We start from the raw sequence: 26322 nt of genomic DNA, 5'->3' as shown, positions 1-26322 counted from the left end.
GACGCTGTTGAACTTAATTTACCGAACGACCGCCCGAGTCCGCGTTCTGCGCGGGTTCATCACCGGAAGGACGCCGCAAGCTGAGGGTGGAATAGATAGCGTTGAACAGGACGACCGTTGCGGTGACAAAAAAGACCGCCCGGAAACCATAGCTGGCAGATACCGCTGCGCCGATCAATGGGCCGGTGACGTTGCCGATATCGCGAAATGACTGGTTATAGCTAAAAATGCGCCCGGCCACCTGGCTGGTTGAGTTGTACACCAGCAGCGTCTGGACGGCCGGCAGCAGCGCGCCGTCGGCGGCACCCAGCAGAAAGCGTAAAATAGCCAGCTGCAGCGGCGTCTGGACGAATGACATTGGAATCAGCAGCAGAACGGAGACCATCAGCGCGACGATAAGGATTTTTTCCGGCCCGATACGATCCCCGAGCTTACCGAGGCGCGGGGCGCTGATCAGCGCCGCGACGCCCGGAACGGAGGCTATCATCCCGCTGATAAAGGCGATATTTCCGACGTCTCCGGCCAGCTCCCGAACGTAGAGGGTCAGGATAGGAGCGATTGAGCCGGTGGCGACCTGAATAATCATCGTGGTGACAAACAGACTCAAGACCAGCTTTGGGCTTTTCAGGGACGAAAAGACATCCCTTGCATTAAGCATCTCTTTCTTCGCGACCGGGACGAACTGCTCGCGAATGAAAAACAGCGTCAGGATAAAACAGACGAGCAGGACGCTGGCGGTCAGAAAGAAGACGGTGCGTAGTCCCCAATGGTCGGCAAGAAAGCCGCCCGCCAGCGGGCCAAGCAGCGCGCCGCTCACGGCGCCGGTAGATAGCGTACCCAGCGCCCAGCCGCTCTTCTGGCGCGGGATCTGGGTGGCGATCAGGGCATTCGCATTGGGAATAAAACCACCCAACAGCCCCAGCAAGGCCCGCAGTACCAGAAACTGCCAGATGTTTTGCGCCAGCCCCATCAACATCATGACGATAGCCATCCCCAGCGCGGAGCGCAGCAGCATAATTTTTCGCCCTTTGCGATCGGCCAGGCCGCCCCAGAAGGGAGAGGCAACGGCGGAGAACAAGAAGGTAATGCTGAATACCAGTCCTGACCACATATTCAGGGCACTGTGGCCCGTCACGCCAAGCTGCTCGACGTAGAGCGGGAGAAAGGGCATGACCAGGCTAAAAGCGGCACCGGTCAAAAAACAGCCGAGCCAGGTGACCGTGAGATTTCGTTTCCAGTTAATCGGACTATCTGCAGACGACATAGGCTTCCATTGGCCTGCGATGCAGGACAAAAAACAAAAGATGAGCCTGCTAATTATGCGCCTGAGTAACGATCATCGCAATGGAGGAGAGCGCTTAACGCTAAAGCGGAAAGTGCCTCCGGCAGCATCGGGCTGCCGGAGGAAGCACACTTAATAGCGTGAAGGTACGCCGGGCGGACGGGTCTTAAAGCGGCGGTGCAGCCACATATATTGCTCCGGCGCCATCAGAATGCATTTCTCGACGATGCGGTTCATCCAGGCCGCGGTCGTTTCCGCATCATCAAGCGGCGGATCGCATTCCGGCGGCAGAATAATCAGCTCATAACCTTTACCGTCGGGTTTACGCCGCGGAACGAACGGAACAATGCAGGCTTTCGACATCTTTGCCAGCATCCAGGTCCCCGACGTCGTTGCCGCCTGGTCGACGGCAAAGAGCGGCACGAATACGCTGGCGGTCGGGCCGTAGTCGTGGTCAGGCGCATACCAGATCACTTCGCCTTTTTTCAGCGCGCGAATCATCCCTTTCAGATCTTTACGGTCGATCATGTCTTTATTCGAGCGCAGCCGGCCCCAGGTTTGCAGCCAGTCAATGACCGGATTGTCATTTGGACGGTAGACGCCGATGCCGGGTTCGTTGATACCAAACATCCGCGCCCCCATTTCCAGCGTGAGGAAGTGAATGCCGATCAGCAGAATGCCGCGCTGTTGCGCCTGAACGTCCCGGATATGCTCAACGCCGATGGAGTCGGTCCAGCGCGCAATACGCCGGGTCGGCCAGAACCAGGCCATCCCGGTCTCCATTAACCCCATCCCCACCGATTCGAAGTTTTGCACCACCATCTGATGGCGCTCTTCTTCGCTTTTGTCCGGGAAGCACAGCTCCAGGTTACGGTAAGCGATTTTGGCGCGGCGTTTCATAAAGCGCATTGCCAGGCGGCCAATCGCATTGCCAAGGCGGTAAATCAACGGATAGGGAAGCTGAACAACCAGCCACAGCAGGCCAATACCTAGCCAAAGCAGCCAGTAACGCGGATGCAGCAGCGCCGCGGAAAATTTAGGTAAATGGGTCATCTCATACCTGTTTAAATAAGCAACTCATTCTATTATCGCATTTTTTCATGCTTCAGCCAAAACGGCTGTCCCAGGTGGCATTTATTGTTAAACGCGAACGAACGGGAGTGAAATGAATGTAGCGCAAAATGTGGGGATGTAAATTAACGTCGTTTGCTATATGATGCCGGCCGTTTATTTACCTCATTTCCTATGTCGAGCAGGTACACCATGCCAGTGTTACATAACCGCATTTCAAATGAGACGTTAAAAGCGCAGATGTTAGCTGAGAGCGAACCGCGTACAACGATCTCGTTTTATAAATATTTCACCATCGTGGATCCAAAAGCCACGCGCGATGCATTGTGGATTGCCCTCACCAAATTAAACGTGTTTGGTCGTATCTATCTGGCCCACGAAGGGATCAATGCCCAAATCAGCGTGCCAGAAAGTCAGGTCGATGCGCTACGCGAGTTTCTCTACGCCTTCGACCCGGCGCTGGATGGCCTGCGGATGAACATCGCGCTGGACGACGACGGAAAATCCTTCTGGGTGCTACGCCTGAAAGTCCGCGATCGTATCGTGGCGGATGGGATCGATGATCCGACGTTTGATGCCTCAGACGTGGGTGATTATCTGAAAGCGGCGGAAGTGAATGCGATGCTGGACGATCCCGATGCGGTGTTTATCGATATGCGTAACCACTATGAATATGAAGTGGGCCATTTTGAGCAGGCGCTGGAAATCCCGGCGGACACGTTCCGCGATCAGTTGCCGAAAGCGGTCGAGATGATGCAGGAACATAAAGATAAAAAAATCGTTATGTACTGCACCGGCGGTATTCGTTGTGAAAAAGCCAGCGCCTGGATGAAGCACAACGGCTTCAGTAAGGTCTGGCACATTGAGGGCGGGATTATTGAATATGCCCGTCGTGCGCGCGAACAGGGGCTGCCGGTACGCTTTATCGGTAAGAACTTTGTCTTTGACGAGCGGATGGGGGAGCGGATTTCCGATGATGTGATTGCCCATTGCCACCAGTGCGGTACCCCGTGTGATAGCCATACGAACTGCCTGAATGACGGCTGCCATCTGCTGTTTATACAGTGCCCGAGCTGCGCCGAGAAGTTCGCCGGCTGCTGTAGCGAGGCGTGCATGGAAGAGCATAAGCTGCCGGAAGAGGAGCAGCGTCAGCTGCGTGCCGGACGAGAAAACGGCAATAAGATCTTCAACAAATCTCGCGGCCGCCTGAACACGAAGCTGGGGATCCCGGACCCTGAGACCTCAGAAAAACCATAACCAGATAAGATCAACGATCGCCAGCAGCAGCCATAGTGCGAGATAAATCATAAAGTGCTCGCGGACGTTGTTGACCAGTAAATCGTACAGGCGACGCATAAACTCTCTCTGTGATGAACGGCCTCCTCTGAGGCCGTTTTTTATTGCTCAAATCAACACCGCGCACGGCGGCCATCTAACCCTGAAAGCGTGCCAGCGAGAAGGGGGTCAGGTCGAAGGCGGGGGTTTCCCCCTGGGCAAACTGCGTGGCAATTTCTCCCAGCACCGGGGCGAATTTGAAACCATGACCGCTTAACCCGCTAATCAGCAACGTTTCAGGATGGCCGGGGAGGGTGTCGATAATAAAGTCTTCGTCCGTCGTATTATCGTAGGTACAGGAGGCGCCATGCAGGCAGCCGCCGATACCGGGCAGCACGTTACGCAGGAAACTGAACGACTCAGAGCCGTCGGTGGCCACCGCGCCAAATGGCGTGCGTTCTTCCGGCGCGGAGATAAGTTGCCCGCCGTTGTGCTTGCCGATCTTCAGTTCATTGTCTTCCGCCGGGAAACCATAGAACTGGTCGCCGTTTGGCAGCTCACCGGTAAATGCCGGGAAGTGGTTTTTAGTGCTATAGCGTCCATCAGCCTGGAACCAGGCGAAGATTTTGCGTACGGGCTGGACTGGCAGGTCGGGCAGCAGACGCGTTACCCATGTACCGGCGCTGACCAGCAGTTTCTTGCCGCTGTAGCTGCCATCGGCGGTGTCGATTGTCACGCCATCCGGGTGATGGTGTATGGCGGTAACCGGGCAATTAAACAGCTGAGCGCAGCCCGCCTCACGCGCGAGACGTATCCAGGTTTCGATGGCCAGCTCGCTACGTAAAACCCCGGATGCCGGTTCGAATATGCCACGATAATCATCCGGTACGCGAATCTCAGGCCAGCGGGCCATGATAGCCGGGGCATCCATCTCTTCGACGTTCAGTTGGAACTGGCGGGCGCTGTTCGCAACGTTGCTGAGAAACGTCGAGTTTGCCGGGCCGAGGTTAATCACCCCGGTGCGTTCGAAGACCGCCTCGCCGCTGAGGGTTGCAAGCTCATCCCACAGCGCCTGCGCACGCAGCACCAGCGGGACATATCTCTCTCCTTCACCGTAGGCGTGACGGATAAGACGCGTATTACCGTGATGGCTGCCCTCCTGATGCGGAGGCGTGTGCGCGTCGGTCATCAGCACGTTAAGTCCAGCCCGGCGGGCATAATAGCCGGCAGCGGCGCCAGTGGAGCCGCTGCCGATAATGATGAGGTCGTATTGCATGGTCTGTTCCGGTTTTTTGCTTTATTAGCAGGGTAATTAACAACCTGCACATATACAAGCCCGAAAATAAATCAGGCACCCGCAGGTGCCTGTTTAGTTAGCATATATCGATCGCGGCATAATCATTAATGCCTGCGGTACTCGTTTGCCTGGTATTCACCTGATTCTATCTTCGCAATACCTGCTTCCAGGATAGAAATAAATTGACGTGCGACTTCCGTCGTTAGCCAGAGCGTCTGGCCAATTTCAGCTTCGTTACTGCTTTCTTGAGTGGGGTTTTGGTAGTGCAGGCGCAACATCATTGCATCGTAGCTATCAACGGTGCTGATGTCCCATCCGACGAGGGGATGGGTCTGGATGACTTCATTATTCTTTTCCATCATAACCCCTTATTCATATGTTAAAAGACAACAATTCTCGAGGTTTAATGCATATTTTTTGAAGCAAGTTAATTATATCAGCTGTTAAGAATAAACTCGAGAAATTAAATCAAACAGGGCGAGCTTTCATCTGTTTGGTGCTTTTTTGCGCAAATTTAGTGCCGTGCATCGTTATTTTTAAAGGAAATAATCAGGAGGAAAAAGAAAAGTCTGAGATTGCAACGGGGATAAAAAAGCCGGGGCGACCCGGCAAAAAAAGCACAATGAGGGAGCAAATTGAATTTGCTGTGCCTGACGCGATGTTCCGGCAGCTTTTGCTTCAGACTGGCCTGCTCTGTTTGTTCAGAGCCCGTGCCATTCTGCTGCGGCATGCTGCCAGAGAGGCGTCAGGATGCGTCATGGACAAACCAGTCATCAGCGCTTTCCCAGGTTTCTTGCAGGATTTCGCTTATCCGGTCTTTATCTTCTTTCAGGCCGCCAATGACGGACAAATTGTTATTGGCGGCAAAGCGTACGGTTACCTGGCTTGGAAGAGCCGGGAACTGCTGTTCAATGCGTCGGGAGAGTTCATTATTTAGCGCTTCTAAGGCGCCGTGTGGTAAGGCTGTAGATTTGGCGATAGACACTTCGATGCGCATGATTGCCCCCTGTGTAATATACTGGTTATTTATACAGTATTCAGTTTGCGTTTACAACAAGGGGCAGCGCTTTTATTTTTTCATCGTCCAGCGCAGGGTTTCACCGGCAAGGAAAGGCACCAGGGTGTCGTCCGGCAGGGCGATGCTTTCAACGACGGTGCTCTCTTCGCGCACCAGCTCAACAAAGGTATCATTCACCGGCAGGCCGTAGAAGCGCGGGCCGTTGAGTGAACAAAACGCTTCGAAGTGCTGCAGGGCATTCATCTCTTCAAATACCGTCGCATAGCTGCCCAGCGCGGTCGGCGCGTTAAAGCAACCGGCGCATCCGCAGCTGGCCTCTTTACGATGGCGGGCGTGCGGAGCGGAGTCGGTTCCCAGAAACGCGCGGCTAAAGCCGCTGGCAACCAGCTCACGCAGCGCCTGCTGGTGGATATTGCGCTTCAGAATCGGCAGACAGTAAAGATGGGGACGCACGCCGCCAACCAGCATGTGATTACGGTTAAACATCAGATGCTGAGGCGTAATGGTCGCGGCCAGCAGTTCGTTACCGTCGCGAACGTATTCGGCGGCATCTTTGGTGGTGATATGTTCGAACACCACTTTCAGGCCCGGTAAACGCTGACGCAGCGGCTCCATTACCGTTTCGATAAAGCGCGCTTCGCGATCGAAGATGTCAATCTCGGCGTGGGTGACTTCACCGTGAACCAGCAGCGGCATGCCCAGCTTTTCCATGCGCTCCAGCACCGGCATGATGGCATCGATGCTGGTGACGCCGTGGCTGGAGTTGGTGGTGGCATTGGCCGGATAGAGTTTGGCTGCGGTGAATACGCCAGCGTGGAATCCACGCTCCAGCTCCGCCGGGTCGAGCGTATCGGTCAGGTAGCAGGTCATCAACGGCGTAAAGTCGTGCCCGGCGGGAACGGCGTCAAGGATACGCTGGCGATAGGCTATCGCAGCTTCAACGGTGGTGACAGGCGGCACCAGATTCGGCATCACGATCGCCCGGCCATAAAATTCACTGGTGTAAGGCACGACGGTCTTCAGCATATCGTCATCGCGGAGATGGATATGCCAGTCGTCAGGGCGGCGGATTTTCAATACCTGGGATTGTGCTGTCATGGAAAGCTCCGGCTAATAGGGTCAGTCATCAGGGCTGTTTTTGCCGGGCACTAAGGATAAGCGTAAACGTTTTCCTTTGCATCAATTTCCGTAAAAAAACGGGCGCGGCAGCGCCCGTCGTATTAATTGGTGAACGGGATGATAATTTCGCCCGGTTTCACCTCGATGCCTTTTGCGTATTTTTTCGCCAGCGCTTCGCCGGTGCTGGCATCTTCGCGCAGAACGTAGGCCGGCTGCTGGTTAAAATAGCTACGCAGAGACTGATTCAGATAGGGAATCAGGGTCTGTACGACGGACTGCAGTTTCTCAGGCGACACTTTCGCATCAACCACTTCCATCTCCTGCAGGAAGATCGCGCCTTTCTCTTTATTAAAGACCGGCAGCGCCTTGAGCTTCAGGTCGATGGTGGCTTTCTGATTGCCGAATAACGAGTTCAGATCCAGGTTGGCAATGCCGCTCAGCGTCACTTTATTCGGCTCTTCACGGCCAATCGCACTGGTCAGATCGTGTAACTCAATATGGGCATCCGCCACGCCCGGCAGGCCGATATCTTTGGCGAAATGGTTACGTTTCTGTAGCGCCTGGTTAATTTCCTGCTCGCTAACTGAATACTGTGTGAGCTGGTTACAGCCGCTCAGAAGGCCGCTGACAATGAGCGCGGCCACGATAAACATCTTTTTCATTAGATTCCTTAACGGTCATGCCAGGACTTATCCTGACATAAAGCAGTATGGCCTGCCAGCATTCGACGCACTAGCGGAAAATGCTGAAAACAGGCCTTACCTTAAATCTCTGGTCAGGTACGTGGCTCCAGCATGCCGGACGTCGACCGCTTCTGGCTGAACTGCCACCACAGAGCAATGAAGGTAAACAGGCCGATAACACCCAGCATCAGCCACGGCAGTTCGGGCTGATTCAGCGCTTTACCCGCATCGAACAACCATCCGCCGCCGGCGTAGCCAAATGCGCCGCCAAAGGCCAGCCCCAGCCGACTGAAGCCCATATAGCTGCCGCGCGCCCGGGCATCGGCTAAAGAGGCTCCCAGGGTTTCCCGCGCCGGTTCCGCAACGATCGATCCAATATAGAAGATACAAATCAGGGTAAACAGCTGCTGTAAATTGCTGGTCAAGCCAATAGGCAACATGGCGAGGGTCATCACCAGTAACCCGGCCATCAGCCGATGCTCCAGGCGAAATCGCTGTTCGCTCCAGCGGGCAATGGGATAGAGCAGGGTTAACGATATAGCGGCTTCAATGGCATACATCCATTTTACCGCGGTCGGTGAACCGGCGATGTCGTTAACCATAATGGGCAGCATGAGCATCACCTGGACGGCCAGCATATAGTAGCCGGTGAGCGTCAGAACGTAGGTGACAAAGCGCTTGTCGCGCAGCACCCGGCCCAGGCCTTCCCGCACCGGTGTTTTCACGGTGGAAAGCTTCCACGCCGGGAGATACCAGGCGTTGAACGCGGCGCAGGCGACAAACAACGCCGCGCCCACGCTGCAGACCAGGCGGAAGTCGTATTGCAGCAGCCAGCTGCCGAGCAGGGCGCCAATCACCGCCCCGGCGCTGTCCTGCATCATCAGAATCGAAAAGAATCGCCCGCGCTGATGCGGACGCACCAGCTTGACCACCAGCGCGGCGCGCGGCGGATCGAACAGGGTGCCGCCGAGCCCGGAGAGAATGCAGGAGAGCCACAGAACCCACGGTTCATGGGCCACGGCCATCGCCGCGAAACCGCCCGCGCGCATGAGCATGCCGGTGACGATCATCGGCTTGGCGCCAAAGCGATCGGCGACCGCGCCGCCAAAAATGCCTAATCCTTGCTGTACCAGCTGGCGCAGGCCGAGCGCAATCCCGACCATCAGCGCCGCCCAGCCCATCTGGTCAACAAAGCGAATAGAAATTAGCGGGAAGACGACAAAAAAGCCCAGAACCACCAGCATGTTGTCGACCAACAGGAAATATTTACCCAGGCTCCTTGCCTGCGATACGCGGGACATTTCCCCTCCAGGGAAAATAAAGAGTTACCCGGATAGTGTGCGGGGAAGATGCTGACTTTCCCAGCATCATTGCGACAATATTTTTTTATCAAAAAGCAAGATCGATAGAGTCTATTCATCGAAAAAGGGAGATGGTGCAGAAAATGGTATGTTGCTGTTTTCACACAACCGTTCAGGACAGGTATAGTGAAAGGAGCAGGGTAATCAGTCAGGGGAACAGGAGAAGGGAATGTTTGGCTATCGCAGTAACGTACCTAAGGTGCGTTTGACGACGGACAGGCTGGTGGTGCGGCTGGTATACGATCGTGACGCCTGGCGTCTGGCCGATTATTACGCGGAGAATAAAGGGTTCTTAAAACCCTGGGAGCCAGTGCGCGATGACAGCCACTGCTACCCCTCTGGCTGGCAGGCGCGTTTATCGATGATTTCCGAGTTTCATAAACAGGGCTCGGCATTCTATTTTGCGCTGCTCGATCCGGAAGAGAAAGAGATTATCGGCGTGGCAAATTTTTCCAATGTGGTTCGCGGGTCGTTTCATGCCTGCTACCTCGGCTATTCCATTGGCGAGAAGTGGCAAGGCCAGGGGCTGATGTTTGAGGCCCTGACCGCGGCGATTCGCTATATGCAGCGCACGCAGCATATCCATCGCATCATGGCCAACTACATGCCGCATAATCAACGTAGCGGCGATTTACTGGCTCGTCTTGGCTTTGAAAAAGAGGGGTACGCCAAAAATTATCTGCTGATTGACGGGCAGTGGCGTGACCATGTACTGACGGCGTTGACGACACCGGACTGGACTCCGGGTCGCTGAGGAGAGAGCATGAAATATCAGTTAACCGCACACGAAGCGCGCGTCATCGGGTGTCTGCTGGAAAAACAAGTAACCACGCCTGAGCAGTATCCGCTGTCGGTCAATGCGGTGGTGACCGCCTGCAATCAGAAAACCAATCGTGAGCCGGTGATGTCGCTGAGCGAAAGTGATATTCAGGATCTGCTGGATGCCCTGGTCAAACGCCATTACCTGCGTACGGTCAGCGGTTTCGGCAATCGGGTGACCAAATATGAACAGCGCTTTTGTAATTCCGAGTTTGGCGATCTGAAACTGTCTCCGGCGGAAGTGGCGATCGTGACGACGCTGCTGCTGCGCGGCGCGCAGACGCCGGGCGAGTTGCGCAGCCGAGCGCAGCGAATGTATGACTTTAGCGATATGGCGGAAGTGGAGAGCGTGCTGGAAACGCTGGCAACCCGGGATGACGGACCTTTCGTCGCTCGTCTACCGCGCGAGCCAGGGAAACGAGAATCCCGCTATATGCATCTGTTCTGCGATGATATGGACTCGCTTATTACCGCCGTCGAGGCCGTCTCGCCGCCGGCCGATGATCTTCTCGCGCGGGTTGAGGCGCTGGAAGGCGAAGTCGCGGAACTGAAAGAGCGGCTGGCCTCGCTGCTGGCTCACCTGGGAGATTAATCGTGACCGCGAAATTACGCATTGGCGTGGTGGGGTTAGGGGGCATCGCGCAGAAGGCCTGGCTGCCGGTGCTGGGCGCCGCAGACGGTTGGACGCTGCAGGCGGCCTGGTCGCCGGGTAAAGAGAAAGCGCTACGCATCTGCGACGCCTGGCGCATTCCTTATGCCGACTCGCTGGAGCAGCTGGCGGCGCAGTGTGACGCGGTCTTTGTGCATACTTCAACGGCTTCGCATTTTGAGGTGGTGAGCCGCCTGTTGCATGCCGGGGTGCATGTGTGCGTGGATAAACCGCTGGCCGATAAGCTGAATGAGGCAGAGTCGCTGGTCGAACTGGCGGCGCGCCGCAAGCTCACGCTGATGGTCGGTTTTAACCGTCGCTTTGCGCCGCTGTATCGTGAACTCAAAACGCAGATGGGCGGCGCCGCATCGCTGCGCATGGATAAACATCGCAGCGACAGCGTCGGCCACGATCTGCGTTTTACGTTGCTGGATGATTATCTGCATGTGGTGGATACCGCGCTGTGGCTGGCGGGCGGTACCGCGCGCCTGAGCGGCGGCTCGCTGCATACCACGGCCCAGGGCGAAATGCTCTACGCCGAACACCACTTCAGCACGCCTCAACTGGAGGTCACCACCAGCATGCACCGGCGTGCCGGTAGTCAGCGGGAGTGGGTGCAGGCGGTGACTGACGGCGGACTGTACGCCGTCTGTGATATGCGTGAATGGCAGGAAGAGCGCGGTCAGGGGGTGATTATGCGCCCGGTTCCGGGCTGGCAAACCACGCTCGAGCAACGGGGTTTTGCCGGCTGCGCTCGCCACTTCATCGAATGCGTGCAAAATCAGACGGTTCCGGAAACTGCGGGTGAACAGGCGCTGCTGGCGCAACGGGTGGTCGAAAAACTCTGGCGCGAGGCAATGAGTGAATAATTGGTTGTAACATCTGGGAGTAGTAATTCATGACGAACCCGGTAGACTATCGCCACTTTCCAGCGCCCGCAATCGCGGGCGTTTTACTTCAGGGTTGTGGAATAACACGTTAATGAACCTTTTAAAATCACTGGCAGCAGTCAGTTCGATGACCATGTTTTCACGCGTTCTGGGGTTTGCGCGTGATGCTATCGTCGCCCGAATTTTTGGCGCAGGGATGGCGACGGATGCCTTTTTCGTCGCGTTTAAATTACCGAATTTGCTGCGCCGTATCTTCGCTGAAGGGGCGTTCTCTCAGGCATTTGTTCCCATTCTTGCCGAATATAAAAGCAAGCAGGGCGAAGATGCGACCCGCGTGTTTGTGGCCTATGTCTCTGGCCTGCTGACGCTGGTTCTGGCGGTCGTTACCGTTCTTGGAATGCTGGCGGCACCCTGGGTGATTACCGTGACCGCGCCCGGTTTTGCCGACAGCCCGGATAAATTTACCCTGACCACCCAGCTGCTGCGCATCACCTTTCCTTATATTCTGCTGATTTCACTGGCGTCGCTAGCCGGGGCGATTCTCAACACCTGGAACCGTTTTTCCGTTCCCGCTTTCGCTCCGACGTTCCTCAACGTCAGTATGATTGGTTTTGCTCTGTTTGCCGCACCCTATTTCCATCCGCCTATGCTGGCGATGGCGTGGGCGGTCACCGTCGGCGGCGTGCTGCAGCTGGCCTATCAACTGCCGCATCTGAAAAAGATTGGCATGTTGGTTCTGCCGCGCATTAACCTGAAAGATGCCGGCGCAATGCGGGTGGTCAAACAGATGGGGCCGGCGATCCTTGGCGTCTCCGTCAGCCAGATTTCATTGATTATCAACACCATCTTTGCCTCGTTCCTGGTATCCGGTTCGGTGTCGTGGATGTATTACGCGGATCGCCTGATGGAGTTTCCGTCCGGGGTCCTTGGCGTGGCGCTGGGGACTATCCTGCTGCCATCGCTGTCAAAAAGCTTTGCCAGCGGTAATCATGATGAGTACTGCCGCCTGATGGACTGGGGGCTGCGCCTGTGCTTTCTGCTGGCGTTGCCAAGCGCCGTGGCGCTGGGGATCCTGGCGAAGCCGCTCACCGTGGCGCTGTTCCAGTACGGGAAATTCAGCGCGTTTGATGCGGCGATGACCCAACGCGCGCTGGTGGCTTACTCCGTCGGACTGATGGGACTGATTGTCGTTAAGGTTCTGGCGCCGGGCTTTTATTCACGGCAGGACATTAAAACCCCGGTAAAAATCGCGATCGTTACGCTGATTATGACCCAGGTGATGAACCTGATCTTTATTGGCCCGCTGAAGCATGCCGGGCTGTCGCTCTCTATCGGCCTGGCGGCCTGTCTTAACGCCGGTCTGTTGTACTGGCAGCTGCGTAAGCAAAAGATCTTTACTCCGCAGCCGGGATGGTTCTCCTTCCTGCTGCGCCTGGTGGTTGCGGTGCTGGTGATGTCGGCGGCGCTGCTGGGTATGATGTATATCATGCCGGAGTGGTCGCAGGGCTCCATGCCGTTCCGTCTGCTGCGCCTGATGGCGGTTGTGGCGGCGGGCGTAGTGGCGTATTTTGCCACCTTAATGGCGCTGGGCTTCCGGGTAAAAGAGTTTGCCCGACGTACGGCCTGAGGTCATTCGCCGGATTGAAAAAGACCCGTTCCGCATGGCGGAGCGGGTCTTTTTTTATCGGACTGCGCGCGCTACGGATGCCAGACGGGCGCTTTCCCGCAGACGAATCGCGAGCGCAATCGCGCCGGTGACCACGGCCAGAACAACAACACCGTTCCAGCCGGCGACCACGTATAGCCGACTGCCGAGTACTGAACCGAGCGCCATCCCAATAAACACGCCGGTGAACAGCAGGGCGTTCAGGCGACCGCGAGCCTGCGGCTCGAGGCTATAAACCAGATTCTGGTGCGCGACCAGGCTGGACTGTAGACCGAGATCGAAGCCGATGGCCGAAAGACCGATTAGCAGCAGCTGACCATGTGGCGGCAGGACCGGCATCAGGAACATCAGGGTAAAAGAGAGGGTAACCAGGCCTGCACCCAGCTGAGTGACTCTTCCCGCGCCATATTTATCGGCCAGACCACCCGCCAGCGGGGCGGCAAGGGCTCCGGCCGCTCCGGCGATGCCGAATCCCCCGGCCACGGCGCTGCCCATCTGATAATGTGCGAGCAGCATCACCGCCAGCGTTGACCAGAAGGCGCTGAAGGCTATGGATAAAAAGCCCTGAGCCAGTGCCGCGCGTCGCAGCGCAGGATAGCGTTGCCACAGATGCGCCATGGATTTCATCAGCTGCGGATAGCTTAGCGTGGAGTGAATCGCAAAGCGGGGAAGAATACGCCACATCAGCAGACCGATGAGAGCGATACTCACGGCTGCCGCCTGATACATCACCCGCCAACCGAACAGCGCCCCGACCAGGCCGCTGACGGTCCGCGAGAGCAGAATCCCCAGCAGCAGGCCGGTCATCACCGTCCCGACCATTTTTCCCTGCTTACCGGCCGGGGCCAGAATCGCTGCTGCCGGAACAATATCCTGCGCCATCGTCGCGGCCATCCCGATCAGTAAGCTGACCACCAGCAGTGAAGTGAGCTGGTCTGTCAGGCTACACAGCAGTAGCAGGACCGCCAGCGCCGCGCTTTTCAGCAGAATCAGCGTCCGCCGGTCGTGGCGATCGCCGAGCGGCAGCAGAAACAGAATGCCCAGCGCGTAGCCCGCCTGGGTCAGGGTCGGGACGAGACCCATCCCTTCAACGCTCAGGCGCAGGTTGGCACCCATCAGCGGGAGCAGGGGCTGGGCGTAATAAATAGAGGCAACGCTAAAACCAGCGCCAAGAGCGAGTATAAAAATGATCCAGCCTGCCTCGCGGGAGGATAGTGGAGTCGGGGTCATGATGAAGTCCTCGTAGATGAGATGGCGCTATTCTTCCCCGAATGCCGCTGGCGCGGTAGATAGCGTGGTGGTAAAACGGTTATACGTTTCACGTATAGAGAAAATGATAATGAAGAGGCAGGAGCGTATAGATCGCATCGAACTGATGCGGACCTTTATTCGAATCGTCGAGGCCGGTTCACTCTCTTCGGCGGCGCGGCAGCTGGAGACTACCCAGGCGACGGTCAGCCGCCGTCTGCAGTCGCTGGAGAGTATGCTCGGTAGCCGGCTGATCCTGCGCACAACCCATGCGATGAAGCTCACCGATGATGGCGAACGCTGTTACCAGCATGCGCGTCAGGTGGTAGATGCCTGGCTGGCGCTGGAGGACGAGATGAGTATCGCCGACGAGCGGCCGGTAGGGGTACTGCGCGTGCGTGCGCCTCATGCCTTTGGTCAGCAGCAGCTGCTGGGGCCGCTGGTCAGTTTTCTGCAGCGCTATCCGCAGCTGGCGGTGGAGTGGATGCTGAATGACAAAACCGTCGATTTTCTCAGTGACAATATCGATTGTGCGATTCGGGTGGGGGCTGAAGTTGACCCGGCCACGGTGTCGGTGCTGCTGGCCGAAGTTCCGCGTAGTCTGGTGGTCGCCCCGGAGCTGTTGTCGCGCTATCCGGCATTAGCGATACCTCAGGATCTGTCGCGGCTGCCGTGGGTGGCCATCAGTACCTTTTATCAACATGAAGTGGAGTTGCAGCATCAGGAGGATAGCCGGGAGCTTTCGTTTGGTATTGTGCCGTGCCTGAGCACCGATAGCGTGTATGTGGCCCGTAATACGGCGCTGGCGGGGCTGGGGGCTGCTATCGTGTCGAGTTGGGCTGTGACGGAGGATATCGCCGCCGGTCGGCTGATTGAGCCATTTCCGCAGTGGCGGGCCTCTCCGCTGCCGGTCCACCTGGTCTATCCGTGGGCGCGTTATTATCCGACCCGCCTGCGGAAGTTTCTCGATCTGATGCGCGAAGTGATGCCGCAGGTTGCCGGGATGCAGCGCCCGGAGGGGGAATAAAGAAACGGCCAGAGGCTAATATCGATTGTTTAAGGGGCGGCTGACCGATCCGGCAGAGGTGTAAGAATCCGTCATCTCACGGAGATTACCGTTTTTTATGCGGCGTGGTCAGGTTTTCAACATCTCTGCAGGAGTTTCTGTCCCGTCGTTCGCTGTTAAGCCAGGGATGTCATTTTTACGCTGGTTTATGCGAAAAGGGTCTTCGTACTCTGGCGCATGTGTTGTGTGGAATATTCCGTTCACGTGAGATTCCGCACGCTGCTGTTTCCTGCGCGACAGGTGAACGGCACAAGGCCGGTTTCGCCTGGCCCTGGGAACCCGGCATTGCGGCAGGAAAATCGTCGCGACGCGATACCTTTGTCTCCGCCGTCTGGCTGTTGGGGGACGGCAAGAGGTCACCTCCCTGTAAGGCTTGCCTCCGCCAGATGAAGACGGAGTGGAGCATACCGCGCAGCGGCCGTTTTCAGCGCAATGCCGTTCACCCGCAGCGGGGGGGAGAAAAGTGGCGGATTTATCGTGAACGGAACATGCCACAAAAGTGAACGGAATACTCCACTGCACCCCCGCGGCAGACCCTTTTCGCGCCAACCACCGTTTACCGGCATCACCCTGTCCGGCGATAAAGCAAAAAAAATGCGGGTTACCTTTAAGTAACCCGCATTAGGCCTGTGGCCGGTTTTTTATGACGTACCGCGTTTACTCGGCAGGTTGTGGACGGGTAGGTTCCGCCGTCGCCTGGTGAGTTGCGCTGTGGCCGCCTGCTGCGCCTTTGCCGTCAAAGGCAAACGACGGACGAACCCAGTCGCTGTGACGCGGCGCTTCTGGCTCGTAGGCCGGCGCCGGAGCACGCGTCATCGGGGCGGTGGCGTGGCGATGAGACACGACAACCGCTGCCGCTGGTGTAGCGACCACGACCGGAGCAGGCGCTGATTCGACGACCGGCACGGCTTCAACTACCGGAGCAGCTTCAACCACCGGAGCAGTTTCAACTACCGGAGTAGCTTCAACCACCGGCGCCGGTTCAATGACCTGCGGTGCCGGAGCTTCTGCTGCCACAACCGGGGCAGGTTCCTCAACAACGGCTTCTGCAGCCGTGTCTACCGCTACTGTTTCCGGCTCGGCAACAACCGGCGCAACAATGCTTTCTGCCTCAACTACCGGCGCTTCTGCGGCGATAATATCCTGCGGAGCAACCTCGGTTTCGCGGGCGACCTCCGGCTGAACAGTCTGCGCGGCTTCAGCGACGGTCGCTTCGGCTACGACAGGTTGTTCGGCGGCAACAGGCGCTGCTTCGGCAACCGCCGGGGCGACCACTTCTGCAATGGCAGCTTCAGCGACAGCAACAGGAGCGACAGTTTCAGTCACGGAGGCCTGAACCTGCTGTTCTTCCTGCTGTTGATCCTGCGGACGGGCAACCGGGTAACGAATCCACACTTTACCTGACGCCATTTCCGGAGATGCACAGGCTACGGTCAGCGGCATCGGCGACTGGGTCGGGTAACGCTCATCGCGGTAACGACGACGGCGCTGACCGCTGACGCGCAGATGACGCGGCGAGCGACGAGAGCGACGCGGCATACCGTTGGCTTCGCGAGACTCGTTGTTGTCGTCATGGTCGCCGTTACTTTCAACGACGGCAGGCAGATCGACTTTCGCCAGTTCCGTGCGCGGAGCGACAGCTTCCGGCTGGACCGCAGCCGCGGTTTCAGCAACCTGAGCGGCCGTTTCTGCGACCGCAGACTCGATGCGAACCTTCTGGGATAACTGACGCGGTTTACGACGAGACATCGTCTGAACGCGTTCTTCCTGCTCGGCTTCCTGCTGGACTACCGGCTCTTCGCGCGTTTGTGGCTTAGCTTCCTGCGGCGCCTGGCGCTTCTCATCGTTACGACGACGATTACGCTCACGACGCGGCTGCTGCTCATCGCGCGCTTTGCCTTTTTCAGCATCCTCGGTCACCGTCTGGCGAGATTCACGCGGCTCGACATTCTGCTGCTGTTTCTCGCGACGATTACGGCGGTTTTCCTCGCGGGATTCACGAGGTTCACGGCCTTCGCTATTTTCAGCGCGGTTATCGCGGTTATCACGACCGTCGCGGTTATCACGGTTATCACGACGATCGTTGCGGTCGCGGCGATTGTTGGTCCGCGGTTTGCGACGTTCTTGCTGACGTTCCGGTTTCTCTTCGGCTTTCTTCTCTACCTGAGGTTCTGCCGGTTTAGCTTCTTCTGCACCGGAGAAGATGTTTTTCAGGGCACCAAAGAAGCGCGAGAGCAGACCAGGCTGCGCCGGCGCGGCAGCGGCAACCGCTGGTTTTGCGGCGGCAGGTGCGGCAACAGGAACTTCCTGCTCGGGTGCAGGCGGTACGTCCGGCATCACGAAGGTGGCCAGAGCCGGTTGCTCAGGGCGTTTACGCTCGGCCGGTTCTTCGTCCGCAGGCAGCGCCATCTCTTCTTCATGCAGTTTAGGCAGCAGATAGCTCAGGGTAGAGGTCTCTTCGCCTTTGCGTACGCGCAGCACGGAGTAGTGCGGGGTTTCCATCTGATCGTTCGGGACGATGATCACGCGAACGTCGCCCTGACGGGTTTCGATGGCGCTCACCGCAGCGCGTTTTTCGTTCAGCAGGTAGGACGCAATCGGCACAGGCACGATAGCGTGAACTTCCTGGGTGTTCTCTTTCAGCGCTTCTTCTTCAATCAGACGCAGGATCGAGAGCGACAGGGACTCGTTATCACGAACGGTGCCGGTACCGCTACAGCGCGGGCAGACGTGATGACTGGATTCACCCAGCGACGGGCTCAGACGCTGACGCGACATTTCGAGCAGGCCGAAGCGAGAAATATGGCTGATCTGGATACGGGCACGATCCTGACGTACCGCTTCGCGCAGGCGGTTTTCAACCGCGCGCTGGTGGCGCACCGGCGTCATGTCGATGAAGTCGATGACAATCAGGCCGCCGAGGTCACGCAGACGCAGCTGGCGGGCAATCTCATCGGCCGCTTCCAGGTTCGTGTTGAATGCCGTTTCTTCGATGTCACCGCCGCGGGTGGCGCGAGCGGAGTTGATATCGATAGCGGTTAACGCTTCGGTGCTGTCGATAACGATTGACCCGCCGGAAGGCAGGCGCACTTCGCGCTGGAAGGCGGATTCAATCTGCGATTCGATTTGGTAATGGCTGAACAGCGGGATTTCACCGGTGTACAGTTTGATTTTGCTGCTGAAATCCGGGCGACCCAGTGCAGCGATGTGCTGGCGAGCCAGCTCAAGCACTTTCGGGTTATCGATCAGGATTTCGCCGATGTCCTGGCGCAGGTAATCACGGAAGGCGCGCACGATGACGTTGCTTTCCTGATGAATCAGGAACGGCGCCGGGCGGCTATCAGCGGCTTTCTGGATGGCTTCCCAGTGTTTCAGACGGAAGCTCAGGTCCCACTGCAGCGCTTCGGCAGATTTGCCGACGCCCGCGGTACGCACGATAAGCCCCATGCCGTCCGGCAGCTCAAGGCTGGCCAGCGCTTCTTTCAGTTCGGTACGGTCGTCACCCTCGATACGGCGTGAAATGCCGCCCGCGCGCGGGTTGTTCGGCATCAGTACCAGATAGCTACCCGCCAGGCTGATAAAGGTGGTGAGCGCGGCACCTTTGTTGCCACGTTCTTCTTTATCAATCTGAACAATTACTTCCTGACCTTCACGCAGAACATCCTTAATATTCGGACGACCGTGAGAATTGTAGTTGGCAGGGAAGTATTCGCGGGCGATTTCTTTGAGGGGGAGGAAACCATGACGCTCGGCGCCGTAATCAACAAACGCGGCTTCAAGGCTAGGTTCAATACGGGTAATTTTGCCTTTGTAGATGTTCGCTTTTTTCTGTTCGTGCCCGGGGCTTTCGATATCCAGGTCGTACAGGCGCTGCCCATCAACAAGGGCGACGCGCAACTCTTCCTGCTGAGTTGCGTTGATTAACATTCTTTTCATCGTAACTTACTCATTATTCTTACATTGACGACTAAGCTGCGGGCAGAGTATTGCCTTGCCGGGGAAAACCGATGGCCTCGTGTCTGTTTCACGTCGCCAACCTCACGGTTGTCGCGCGCTTAAGAGGCGCAGAGTGTCGGTCGCCTGTATTTCAAACGGAAACACAGCGCAATTAGCAGGGGAACAGCCTGGGATGTATCACCAGAGAAGATTCCATTTATACACGTCATTTTTCAGGTTGCTTCTGCTTCGGCTTGCTCGTTCACCCCTGTCGCTGACCTACTGATGATGTCAGTTCCGGAGATTCTCTCTTTCGCCGCCTTGGCGCATCCTGAATAATTTTGCGTATATCTCGTCGTCTTTCACATTACAGATGTAGTGGCTTAACCCGCTCATCTCAATCAGCGGACTGAGTAGAGCACCCGGGAATACCCGGAGTCGACGCCTTCCTGCGACGTGAAATCCATAGAGGCCTGTACCGGTAAGGACTGCAACCCGCAGCCCGCTAACTGTCTGAAAGATCAATACGTCTTACGCCATTGCTGCGTGGATGATCGGTCAGACAAAATTGGTCATTCCGCTAATTTCTTGTTCTAACAAGATTCAACACGGAAAACGGCATCATTATTCCATTGCTAACCTTGTTATAGCAAGTTGACTTTTACCTTTTATCACCCGGTTACTCACAGTTTTTTCACCAGCGCATACAGATTGTTCTAATAACAAACAAAACGCTGATGAAGCATTCAATGAAAACCGGATAATGATAAATATAAGCATATAAAAATGAGTGGCGCTAATGCGTCGGGCTATTTAGAATCGCGCACCATGAAAACTGAGACTCCAAGCGTAAAAATGGTTGCCATTACCGCCGATGAAGCGGGGCAACGCATCGATAACTTTTTGCGTACGCAGCTAAAGGGCGTACCGAAGAGCATGATTTATCGCATCCTGCGTAAAGGCGAGGTGCGGGTGAATAAAAAACGCGTCAAGCCGGAATACAAGCTGGAAGCCGGCGACGAAATCCGCATTCCTCCCGTTCGGGTTGCCGAGCGTGAAGAAGAAGCCGTCTCCCCGCATCTGCAGAAGGTGTCGGCGCTGGCCGATGTGATTCTGTATGAGGATGACCATATTCTGGTGCTGAATAAACCTTCCGGTACCGCGGTGCACGGCGGCAGCGGCCTGAGTTTCGGCGTCATTGAAGGCCTGCGCGCGCTGCGTCCGGAAGCCCGTTTCCTCGAACTGGTTCACCGCCTTGACCGCGATACCTCCGGCGTACTGCTGGTGGCGAAGAAGCGCTCCGCACTGCGTTCGCTGCATGAACAGCTGCGCGAAAAAGGGATGCAGAAGGATTATCTGGCGCTGGTGCGCGGGCAGTGGCAGTCGCACACCAAAGTGGTGCAGGCACCGCTGCTGAAAAACATTCTGCAGAGCGGCGAACGTATCGTTCGCGTCAGTCAGGAAGGAAAACCGTCGGAGACGCGCTTTAAGGTTGAAGAGCGCTATACGCACGCGACGCTGGTTCGCTGCAGTCCGGTTACCGGGCGTACGCATCAGATCCGCGTTCACACGCAGTATGCGGGCCACCCGATTGCTTTTGACGACCGTTATGGCGACCGCGAGTTTGACAAACAGCTGGCTGGCACCGGCCTGAATCGGTTGTTCCTCCATGCCGCCGCGCTGAAATTTACTCATCCGGGGACCGGGGAAGTAATGCGTGTCGAAGCGCCGCTGGATAACCAGCTGAAGCGCTGCCTGCAGGTGCTACGTAATAGCAAATGATCGTCCCGGCGGACGGTGAGTCCGCCGCTGTCATCTGCCGCGTCGCTGTGCCAGCCTTCACCGCGACCTTTACACCTCTCCGGGTCAATTCATCCGCAGCACGCCGCGCCTGCGCGATATGCCCATACCACAACCAATCAAGATTGCCGGTGTACTCCATCGCCAGACCTCCGGGTCAGGCGCCAGACAGCGGTCGACTCGCTCCCCGCAGCCACTGACCTGTTGTCAGCGCCATCCTGACTTCGGCAATAGCCGTGTTGTGTCGTCCACCAGCGGATGGATAAACAGACCGACAGTCCGCGCCCTCTAATCAGGCTGGCGGGGTAATGGGCAGCCGGGGTCGACGCGTGAGTGAGTCCACGGTCATTTCAGTCGACAGGGGAAAAGAGATGGCTGGTTGAGACGGGAAAACCCAGGGCAAAGAAGCAGGCCAGAACGGCGGTTCCGGCCCGGCAGAATAAACGGCTAGCGCAACAGCGGATTACAGCCTTCCCGGCGTAGCATCTGACACAGGGCGATCAGCGGCAGGCCCACCAGCGCATTCGGGTCGCGTCCTTCCAGGCGTTCGAAGAGGGTAATGCCCAGTCCTTCACTTTTAAAACTCCCGGCGCAGTGCAGCGGACGCTCTTTGCGCACATAATTGTCTATTTCCTGCTCGCTTAAATGGCGAAAATGGACATCAAAGGGTTCACACTCGGTTTGTAGATGGCCGTTGGCGGAATTATAAAGCGCCAGCCCGGTATAAAAGGTCACAATTGTGCCGCTGGCTTTCCTTAACTGCAGGCGCGCATTCTCTTCGCTGTGCGGCTTGCCGGTAATTTCGCCATCGAGGACGCAGACCTGATCGGAACCGATAATTAAGTGCCGCGGATAGCGCTCGGCAAGAGCCTGCGCCTTTGCCTGTGCCAGACGGACCACCAGCTGGCGGGCGGGTTCGCCTGGATGAGGGGTTTCGTCGACGTCAGGCGCCGCGCAGTCAAACGGCATTGCCAGTTTTTCCAGCAACATTCGCCGCCAGGGCGATGTCGATGCCAGGATAAGCTCAGACATATTTTTTCATCCACATATAGCGCTTCGAAGAGCATCATTTTAAACTATGGGCCGCAATGTGTGCGAATAAATGGCGAAAGGCAACCTGAGGCTGCCTTTTTCTTTGACTCTATGACATTACAAAGTTAATATGCGCGCCCTATGCAAAAGGTAAAATTACCCCTGACTCTCGATCCGGTTCGCACGGCTCAAAAACGCCTCGATTACGAAGGTATTTATGCCCGTGATCAGGTTGAACGTGTAGCCGATTCAGTCGTCAGCGTGGACAGCGATGTGGAATGCAGCATGTCGTTCGCTATTGATAATCAGCGCCTTGCCGTTATTACCGGCGATGCAAAGGTATCAGTAACCCTCGAATGTCAGCGTTGCGGGAAACCGTTCCCCCATCATGTCCACACAACGTATTGTTTTAGCCCCGTCAGAAATGACGAACAGGCCGAAGCACTGCCGGAAGCGTATGAGCCGATTGAGGTTAACGAATTCGGTGAAATCGACCTGCAAGCGATGGTTGAGGATGAAATCATTCTCTCCTTGCCTGTAGTTCCGGTGCATGATTCTGAACACTGTGAAGTGTCCGACGCGGACATGGTCTTTGGTGAACTGCCTGAAGAGGCACAAAAACCAAATCCATTTGCCGTATTAGCCAGCTTAAAGCATAAGTAATTGAGGAGTAAGGTCCATGGCCGTACAACAGAATAAACCAACCCGTTCCAAACGTGGCATGCGTCGTTCCCATGACGCTCTGACCGCAGTCACCAGCCTGTCTGTAGACAAAACTTCTGGTGAGAAACACCTGCGTCACCACATCACTGCCGACGGTTTCTACCGCGGTCGCAAGGTTATCGCTAAGTAATCACGCACTACTCCATGGATTTCGCGCGGCAAGAGGCGTAAGCGAAGACATCGCCGGCAGCATAGACAACTATGCGATCGGGATGAACAAGCGCAGTCAACATACTTGCAGCGTGAAAGACAAAGAGTATAAGCGTGATGAAGCTTAGCGAGGATTTCCCCAGGTGACTGGGGAATAACCGAACCGGGCAGCGACGATACCTTGACACGTCTAACCCTGGCGTTAGATGTCATGGGGGGTGATTTTGGCCCATCCGTGACAGTGCCTGCAGCACTGCAGGCACTGAACTCTAATTCGCAACTCACACTTCTTTTAGTCGGCGACCCCGACACCATCACGCCATTACTTGCCAAAGCTGATTTCGAACAACGTTCGCGACTGCAGGTGATCCCTGCGCAGTCAGTTATTGCTAGTGATGCGCGGCCCGCTCAGGCGATCCGCAGTAGCCGCGGAAGCTCAATGCGCGTGGCGCTGGAGTTAGTAAAAGAAGGGCGGGCGGAAGCCTGCGTCAGCGCGGGGAATACCGGTGCGCTGATGGGGCTGGCAAAATTATTACTCAAACCCATTGAAGGGATTGAGCGTCCGGCGCTGGTGACGGTCTTACCGCATCAGCAAAAGGGCAAAACGGTGGTGCTTGATTTAGGCGCCAACGTAGATTGCGATAGTACGATGCTGGTGCAGTTTGCGGTGATGGGCGCCGTACTGGCCGAAGAAGTGGTCGGCATTGAGAACCCCCGCGTCGCGCTGCTGAACATCGGCGAAGAAGAGATGAAGGGCCTCAGCAGTATTCGCGATGCCGCTGCGGTGCTAAAGACACTGCCGTCGCTGAACTATATCGGCTATCTTGAAGCCAACGAACTATTGACGGGCAAAACCGATGTGCTGGTTTGTGATGGATTCACGGGCAACGTCACATTAAAAACTATGGAAGGTGTTGTCAGAATGTTCCTCTCGCTGCTGAAATCACAGGGTGAGGGCAAAAAACGGTCGTGGTGGCTGCTGTTATTGAAGCGTTGGTTACAAAAAAGCCTGGCCAGGCGATTCAGTCACCTCAACCCCGACCAGTATAATGGCGCCTGTCTGTTAGGATTGCGCGGTTCCGTGATTAAGAGTCACGGTGCTGCCAATCAGCGCGCCTTCAGCGTGGCGATAGAGCAGGCAGTGCAGGCGGTGCAGCGGCAAATTCCTCAGCGGATCGCCGCTCGCCTGGAATCTTTATACCCAGCAGGTTTCGAACTGCCCACGGGCGACAGAAACGGGAACTCCCGGCAGCAAAGCGGGACGAACGAAGAAGGCTGACGACCAGCGGTTTGAACAAGGCGGGTATATTACCCAAGAGTGACTGAGCGTACATGTATACGAAGATTATTGGTACCGGCAGTTATCTGCCCGAGCAAGTGCGTACTAACGCCGACCTGGAAAAAATGGTAGAGACGTCTGACGAGTGGATTGTCACTCGTACGGGTATCCGTGAACGTCGTATTGCTGCACCGAATGAAACCGTTGCTACGCTGGGTTTTGAAGCGGCAAAAAATGCGCTGGATATGGCGGGCGTTAAACCGGAGCAAATTGGTCTGATCGTTGTTGCGACCACCTCGGGTACTCACGCATTTCCAAGTTCAGCGTGTCAGATTCAGGCTATGCTGGGTATTAATGGCTGCCCGGCCTTTGACGTAGCGGCGGCGTGCGCAGGGTTTACCTACGCGCTGAGCATCGCCGATCAATACGTGAAAAACGGAGCCGTGGACTATGCGCTGGTGATTGGCGCTGACGTTCTGGCGCGCACCTGCAATCCTGACGATCGCGGGACGATCATTATTTTTGGTGATGGCGCGGGAGCCGTCGTACTGGGCGCTTCTGAAGAGCCGGGGATCATTTCCACCCACCTGCATGCGGATGGCCGCTACGGCGAGCTGTTAACGCTGCCGAATGCCGATCGCGTAGAGCCGGAAAATCCGATCTATCTGACGATGGCGGGCAACGAAGTGTTTAAAGTTGCCGTGACCGAGCTGGCGCACATTGTTGATGAGACGCTGGCGGCGAACAATCTCGATCGCTCGGCGCTGGACTGGCTGGTACCGCATCAGGCTAACCTGCGCATCATCAGCGCGACGGCGAGAAAACTGGGAATGTCGATGGATAACGTGGTGGTGACGCTCGATCGTCATGGCAATACCTCCGCGGCTTCCGTTCCCTGTGCGCTGGATGAAGCGGTTCGCGATGGCCGCATCCAGCGTGGTCAGCTGATTCTGCTGGAAGCCTTTGGTGGCGGTTTCACCTGGGGTTCCGCGCTGGTTCGTTTTTAGTATAAGGATTTAGACATGACGCAATTTGCTTTTGTGTTCCCGGGACAAGGTTCTCAGACGGTCGGCATGTTGTCTGACATGGCAGCGGCGTATCCGGTTATCGAAGAAACTTTCCGTGAAGCCTCTGCGGCGTTGGGTTACGATCTGTGGGCGCTTGCTCAGCAGGGCCCGGCGGAAGAACTGAACAAAACCTGGCAAACTCAGCCTGCGCTGCTGACTGCTTCCGTGGCGCTGTATCGCGTCTGGCAGCAGCAGGGCGGTAAGACCCCGGCTCTGCTGGCGGGTCATAGCCTGGGTGAGTATTCCGCGCTGGTTTGCGCCGGCGTGATTGATTTTGCCGACGCGGTGCGTCTGGTCGAAATGCGCGGCAAATTTATGCAGGAAGCTGTTCCGGAAGGGACCGGCGCCATGTCAGCGATTATCGGTCTTGACGATGCGTCTATTGCCAAAGCCTGCGAAGAGTCTGCCGAAGGGCAGGTCGTGGCTCCGGTCAACTTTAACTCGCCGGGCCAGGTGGTCATTGCCGGCAACAAAGAAGCCGTTGAGCGTGCCGGTGCCGCCTGCAAAGCTGCCGGTGCTAAACGTGCGCTGCCGCTGCCGGTGAGCGTCCCGTCCCACTGCGCGCTGATGAAGCCTGCGGCGGAAAAACTGGCGGTTGAACTGCAAAACATCACCTTTAACGCACCGGTTATTTCGGTGGTGAACAACGTTGATGTGAAGTGTGAAACGGCGCCAGACGCGATTCGCGATGCGCTGATTCGCCAGCTGTACAGCCCGGTTCAGTGGACCAAAACCGTTGAGTTTATGGCATCCCAGGGCGTAGAGCATCTGTATGAAGTGGGACCGGGTAAAGTCCTCACCGGTCTGACCAAACGTATTGTTGACACCCTGACCGCTTCCGCGCTTAACGAGCCAGCAGCGATGTCTGCGGCGCTTGAGCAATAAAAGAGG

The 26322-nt window shown here is 56.6% G+C and carries 24 protein-coding genes; 12 read left to right on the top strand and 12 right to left on the bottom strand.

From position 1 onward, the window contains the following. Positions 1-13: 13 nt before the first annotated feature. Complete coding sequence (mdtG, locus tag AC236I_RS15530) at positions 14-1264, bottom strand: multidrug efflux MFS transporter MdtG (RefSeq protein WP_015584657.1); 1251 nt, start codon at positions 1262-1264, stop codon at positions 14-16. Positions 1265-1414: 150 nt separating this feature from the next. Continuing rightward, on the bottom strand, positions 1415-2335 hold the full coding sequence (locus AC236I_RS15525; protein WP_004860485.1) for a Kdo(2)-lipid IV(A) acyltransferase: 921 nt from the start codon (positions 2333-2335) through the stop codon (positions 1415-1417). 210 nt (positions 2336-2545) lie between these two features. Here AC236I_RS15525 and trhO point away from each other — a divergent pair, with 210 nt between their 5' ends. Beyond that, complete coding sequence (gene trhO / locus AC236I_RS15520; RefSeq protein ID WP_004860488.1) at positions 2546-3610, top strand: oxygen-dependent tRNA uridine(34) hydroxylase TrhO; 1065 nt, start codon at positions 2546-2548, stop codon at positions 3608-3610. On the opposite strand, the gene AC236I_RS15515 is transcribed toward trhO, so the two are convergent. The 7 genes from AC236I_RS15515 to mdtH form a co-directional block, all read right to left on the bottom strand. Beyond that, positions 3596-3709, bottom strand: coding sequence for a YceO family protein (locus AC236I_RS15515; protein ID WP_004860490.1), 114 nt, complete (start codon positions 3707-3709; stop codon positions 3596-3598). The two genes, trhO and AC236I_RS15515, sit on opposite strands and share 15 nt — an antisense overlap. A gap of 76 nt (positions 3710-3785) precedes the next feature. Beyond that, positions 3786-4904 carry an N-methyl-L-tryptophan oxidase gene (gene solA / locus AC236I_RS15510; protein ID WP_054829147.1) on the bottom strand — a complete coding sequence of 373 codons (1119 nt, stop codon included), beginning with the start codon at positions 4902-4904 and terminating at the stop codon, positions 3786-3788. 125 nt (positions 4905-5029) lie between these two features. Continuing rightward, the gene (gene bssS, locus AC236I_RS15505; RefSeq protein ID WP_004860493.1) at positions 5030-5284 is read right to left on the bottom strand and encodes a biofilm formation regulator BssS; all 255 of its coding nucleotides are present in this window, start codon (positions 5282-5284) and stop codon (positions 5030-5032) included. Between the two features lie 386 nt (positions 5285-5670). Next, entirely contained in the window at positions 5671-5922 is a 252-nt protein-coding gene (dinI, locus tag AC236I_RS15500) for a DNA damage-inducible protein I (RefSeq protein WP_004860494.1), read from the bottom strand. A 72-nt stretch (positions 5923-5994) separates the two neighbouring features. Then, positions 5995-7041, bottom strand: coding sequence for a dihydroorotase (gene pyrC, locus AC236I_RS15495; protein ID WP_004860495.1), 1047 nt, complete (start codon positions 7039-7041; stop codon positions 5995-5997). Between the two features lie 122 nt (positions 7042-7163). Beyond that, entirely contained in the window at positions 7164-7724 is a 561-nt protein-coding gene (locus tag AC236I_RS15490; protein ID WP_004860496.1) for a lipoprotein, read from the bottom strand. Positions 7725-7837: 113 nt separating this feature from the next. After that, the gene (gene mdtH, locus AC236I_RS15485) at positions 7838-9046 is read right to left on the bottom strand and encodes a multidrug efflux MFS transporter MdtH (RefSeq protein ID WP_004860497.1); all 1209 of its coding nucleotides are present in this window, start codon (positions 9044-9046) and stop codon (positions 7838-7840) included. Positions 9047-9275: 229 nt separating this feature from the next. Here mdtH and rimJ point away from each other — a divergent pair, with 229 nt between their 5' ends. The 4 genes from rimJ (at position 9276) to murJ (ending at position 13091) form a co-directional block, all read left to right on the top strand. Next, entirely contained in the window at positions 9276-9860 is a 585-nt protein-coding gene (gene rimJ / locus AC236I_RS15480; protein WP_004860498.1) for a ribosomal protein S5-alanine N-acetyltransferase, read from the top strand. 9 nt (positions 9861-9869) lie between these two features. After that, positions 9870-10517: a YceH family protein gene (locus tag AC236I_RS15475; protein WP_004860499.1), complete on the top strand. Its 648-nt coding sequence runs from the start codon at positions 9870-9872 to the stop codon at positions 10515-10517. A 2-nt stretch (positions 10518-10519) separates the two neighbouring features. Beyond that, entirely contained in the window at positions 10520-11443 is a 924-nt protein-coding gene (locus AC236I_RS15470) for a Gfo/Idh/MocA family protein (protein ID WP_015584654.1), read from the top strand. A 112-nt stretch (positions 11444-11555) separates the two neighbouring features. Next, positions 11556-13091, top strand: a complete 1536-nt coding sequence (gene murJ, locus AC236I_RS15465; RefSeq protein WP_015584653.1) for a murein biosynthesis integral membrane protein MurJ — start codon at positions 11556-11558, stop codon at positions 13089-13091. Between the two features lie 54 nt (positions 13092-13145). Here murJ and AC236I_RS15460 read toward each other — a convergent pair whose 3' ends face one another. Further along, positions 13146-14360: an MFS transporter gene (locus AC236I_RS15460; RefSeq protein WP_377349181.1), complete on the bottom strand. Its 1215-nt coding sequence runs from the start codon at positions 14358-14360 to the stop codon at positions 13146-13148. A 16-nt stretch (positions 14361-14376) separates the two neighbouring features. On the opposite strand from AC236I_RS15460, the gene AC236I_RS15455 reads away from it, so the two are divergent. Beyond that, positions 14377-15405 carry a LysR family transcriptional regulator gene (locus AC236I_RS15455; protein ID WP_160873617.1) on the top strand — a complete coding sequence of 343 codons (1029 nt, stop codon included), beginning with the start codon at positions 14377-14379 and terminating at the stop codon, positions 15403-15405. A gap of 696 nt (positions 15406-16101) precedes the next feature. Here the strand turns inward: AC236I_RS15455 and rne are convergent. Next, positions 16102-19380 (bottom strand): ribonuclease E, encoded by a 3279-nt coding sequence (gene rne / locus AC236I_RS15450; RefSeq protein WP_325946017.1) that lies wholly within the window; start codon positions 19378-19380, stop codon positions 16102-16104. Between the two features lie 828 nt (positions 19381-20208). Between rne and rluC the strand changes: the two genes are divergently transcribed. Then, entirely contained in the window at positions 20209-21162 is a 954-nt protein-coding gene (gene rluC / locus AC236I_RS15445; protein ID WP_015584649.1) for a 23S rRNA pseudouridine(955/2504/2580) synthase RluC, read from the top strand. 465 nt (positions 21163-21627) lie between these two features. On the opposite strand, the gene AC236I_RS15440 is transcribed toward rluC, so the two are convergent. Next, complete coding sequence (locus tag AC236I_RS15440) at positions 21628-22212, bottom strand: Maf family protein (protein WP_015584648.1); 585 nt, start codon at positions 22210-22212, stop codon at positions 21628-21630. Between the two features lie 141 nt (positions 22213-22353). On the opposite strand from AC236I_RS15440, the gene yceD reads away from it, so the two are divergent. The 5 genes from yceD to fabD all read left to right on the top strand — a co-directional run bounded on the left by yceD (position 22354) and on the right by fabD (position 26316). Then, positions 22354-22875, top strand: coding sequence for a 23S rRNA accumulation protein YceD (gene yceD, locus AC236I_RS15435; protein ID WP_032695736.1), 522 nt, complete (start codon positions 22354-22356; stop codon positions 22873-22875). A gap of 16 nt (positions 22876-22891) precedes the next feature. After that, positions 22892-23065 (top strand): 50S ribosomal protein L32, encoded by a 174-nt coding sequence (rpmF, locus tag AC236I_RS15430; RefSeq protein ID WP_000290724.1) that lies wholly within the window; start codon positions 22892-22894, stop codon positions 23063-23065. A gap of 201 nt (positions 23066-23266) precedes the next feature. After that, positions 23267-24364 (top strand): phosphate acyltransferase PlsX, encoded by a 1098-nt coding sequence (gene plsX, locus AC236I_RS15425; RefSeq protein ID WP_071824628.1) that lies wholly within the window; start codon positions 23267-23269, stop codon positions 24362-24364. A gap of 53 nt (positions 24365-24417) precedes the next feature. After that, a complete protein-coding gene (locus AC236I_RS15420) occupies positions 24418-25371 on the top strand; it encodes a beta-ketoacyl-ACP synthase III (protein WP_004860509.1) in 954 nt (317 codons plus the stop codon). A gap of 15 nt (positions 25372-25386) precedes the next feature. Continuing rightward, a complete protein-coding gene (gene fabD, locus AC236I_RS15415; protein ID WP_004860511.1) occupies positions 25387-26316 on the top strand; it encodes an ACP S-malonyltransferase in 930 nt (309 codons plus the stop codon). Positions 26317-26322 lie beyond the last annotated feature (6 nt).

This window comes from Klebsiella sp. Sb-30 (genome assembly GCF_057652795.1).
This window is presented reverse-complemented; position numbering and strand designations above follow the sequence as displayed.

Bases quoted from the DNA above. Each gene is read 5' to 3' on its own strand.
- AC236I_RS15475 (WP_004860499.1), top strand. From the start codon at position 9,870: ATGAAATATCAGTTAACCGCACACGAAGCGCGCGTCATCGGGTGTCTG.
- murJ (WP_015584653.1), top strand. From the start codon at position 11,556: ATGAACCTTTTAAAATCACTGGCAGCAGTCAGTTCGATGACCATGTTT.
- AC236I_RS15455 (WP_160873617.1), top strand. From the start codon at position 14,377: ATGAGATGGCGCTATTCTTCCCCGAATGCCGCTGGCGCGGTAGATAGC.
- mdtG (WP_015584657.1), bottom strand. From the start codon at position 1,264: ATGTCGTCTGCAGATAGTCCGATTAACTGGAAACGAAATCTCACGGTC.
- trhO (WP_004860488.1), top strand. From the start codon at position 2,546: ATGCCAGTGTTACATAACCGCATTTCAAATGAGACGTTAAAAGCGCAG.
- AC236I_RS15440 (WP_015584648.1), bottom strand. From the start codon at position 22,212: ATGTCTGAGCTTATCCTGGCATCGACATCGCCCTGGCGGCGAATGTTG.
- rne (WP_325946017.1), bottom strand. From the start codon at position 19,380: ATGAAAAGAATGTTAATCAACGCAACTCAGCAGGAAGAGTTGCGCGTC.
- rpmF (WP_000290724.1), top strand. From the start codon at position 22,892: ATGGCCGTACAACAGAATAAACCAACCCGTTCCAAACGTGGCATGCGT.
- fabD (WP_004860511.1), top strand. From the start codon at position 25,387: ATGACGCAATTTGCTTTTGTGTTCCCGGGACAAGGTTCTCAGACGGTC.
- dinI (WP_004860494.1), bottom strand. From the start codon at position 5,922: ATGCGCATCGAAGTGTCTATCGCCAAATCTACAGCCTTACCACACGGC.
- AC236I_RS15515 (WP_004860490.1), bottom strand. From the start codon at position 3,709: ATGCGTCGCCTGTACGATTTACTGGTCAACAACGTCCGCGAGCACTTT.
- AC236I_RS15460 (WP_377349181.1), bottom strand. From the start codon at position 14,360: ATGACCCCGACTCCACTATCCTCCCGCGAGGCAGGCTGGATCATTTTT.
- mdtH (WP_004860497.1), bottom strand. From the start codon at position 9,046: ATGTCCCGCGTATCGCAGGCAAGGAGCCTGGGTAAATATTTCCTGTTG.
- rimJ (WP_004860498.1), top strand. From the start codon at position 9,276: ATGTTTGGCTATCGCAGTAACGTACCTAAGGTGCGTTTGACGACGGAC.
- AC236I_RS15420 (WP_004860509.1), top strand. From the start codon at position 24,418: ATGTATACGAAGATTATTGGTACCGGCAGTTATCTGCCCGAGCAAGTG.
- solA (WP_054829147.1), bottom strand. From the start codon at position 4,904: ATGCAATACGACCTCATCATTATCGGCAGCGGCTCCACTGGCGCCGCT.
- AC236I_RS15490 (WP_004860496.1), bottom strand. From the start codon at position 7,724: ATGAAAAAGATGTTTATCGTGGCCGCGCTCATTGTCAGCGGCCTTCTG.
- yceD (WP_032695736.1), top strand. From the start codon at position 22,354: ATGCAAAAGGTAAAATTACCCCTGACTCTCGATCCGGTTCGCACGGCT.
- AC236I_RS15525 (WP_004860485.1), bottom strand. From the start codon at position 2,335: ATGACCCATTTACCTAAATTTTCCGCGGCGCTGCTGCATCCGCGTTAC.
- bssS (WP_004860493.1), bottom strand. From the start codon at position 5,284: ATGGAAAAGAATAATGAAGTCATCCAGACCCATCCCCTCGTCGGATGG.
- rluC (WP_015584649.1), top strand. From the start codon at position 20,209: ATGAAAACTGAGACTCCAAGCGTAAAAATGGTTGCCATTACCGCCGAT.
- pyrC (WP_004860495.1), bottom strand. From the start codon at position 7,041: ATGACAGCACAATCCCAGGTATTGAAAATCCGCCGCCCTGACGACTGG.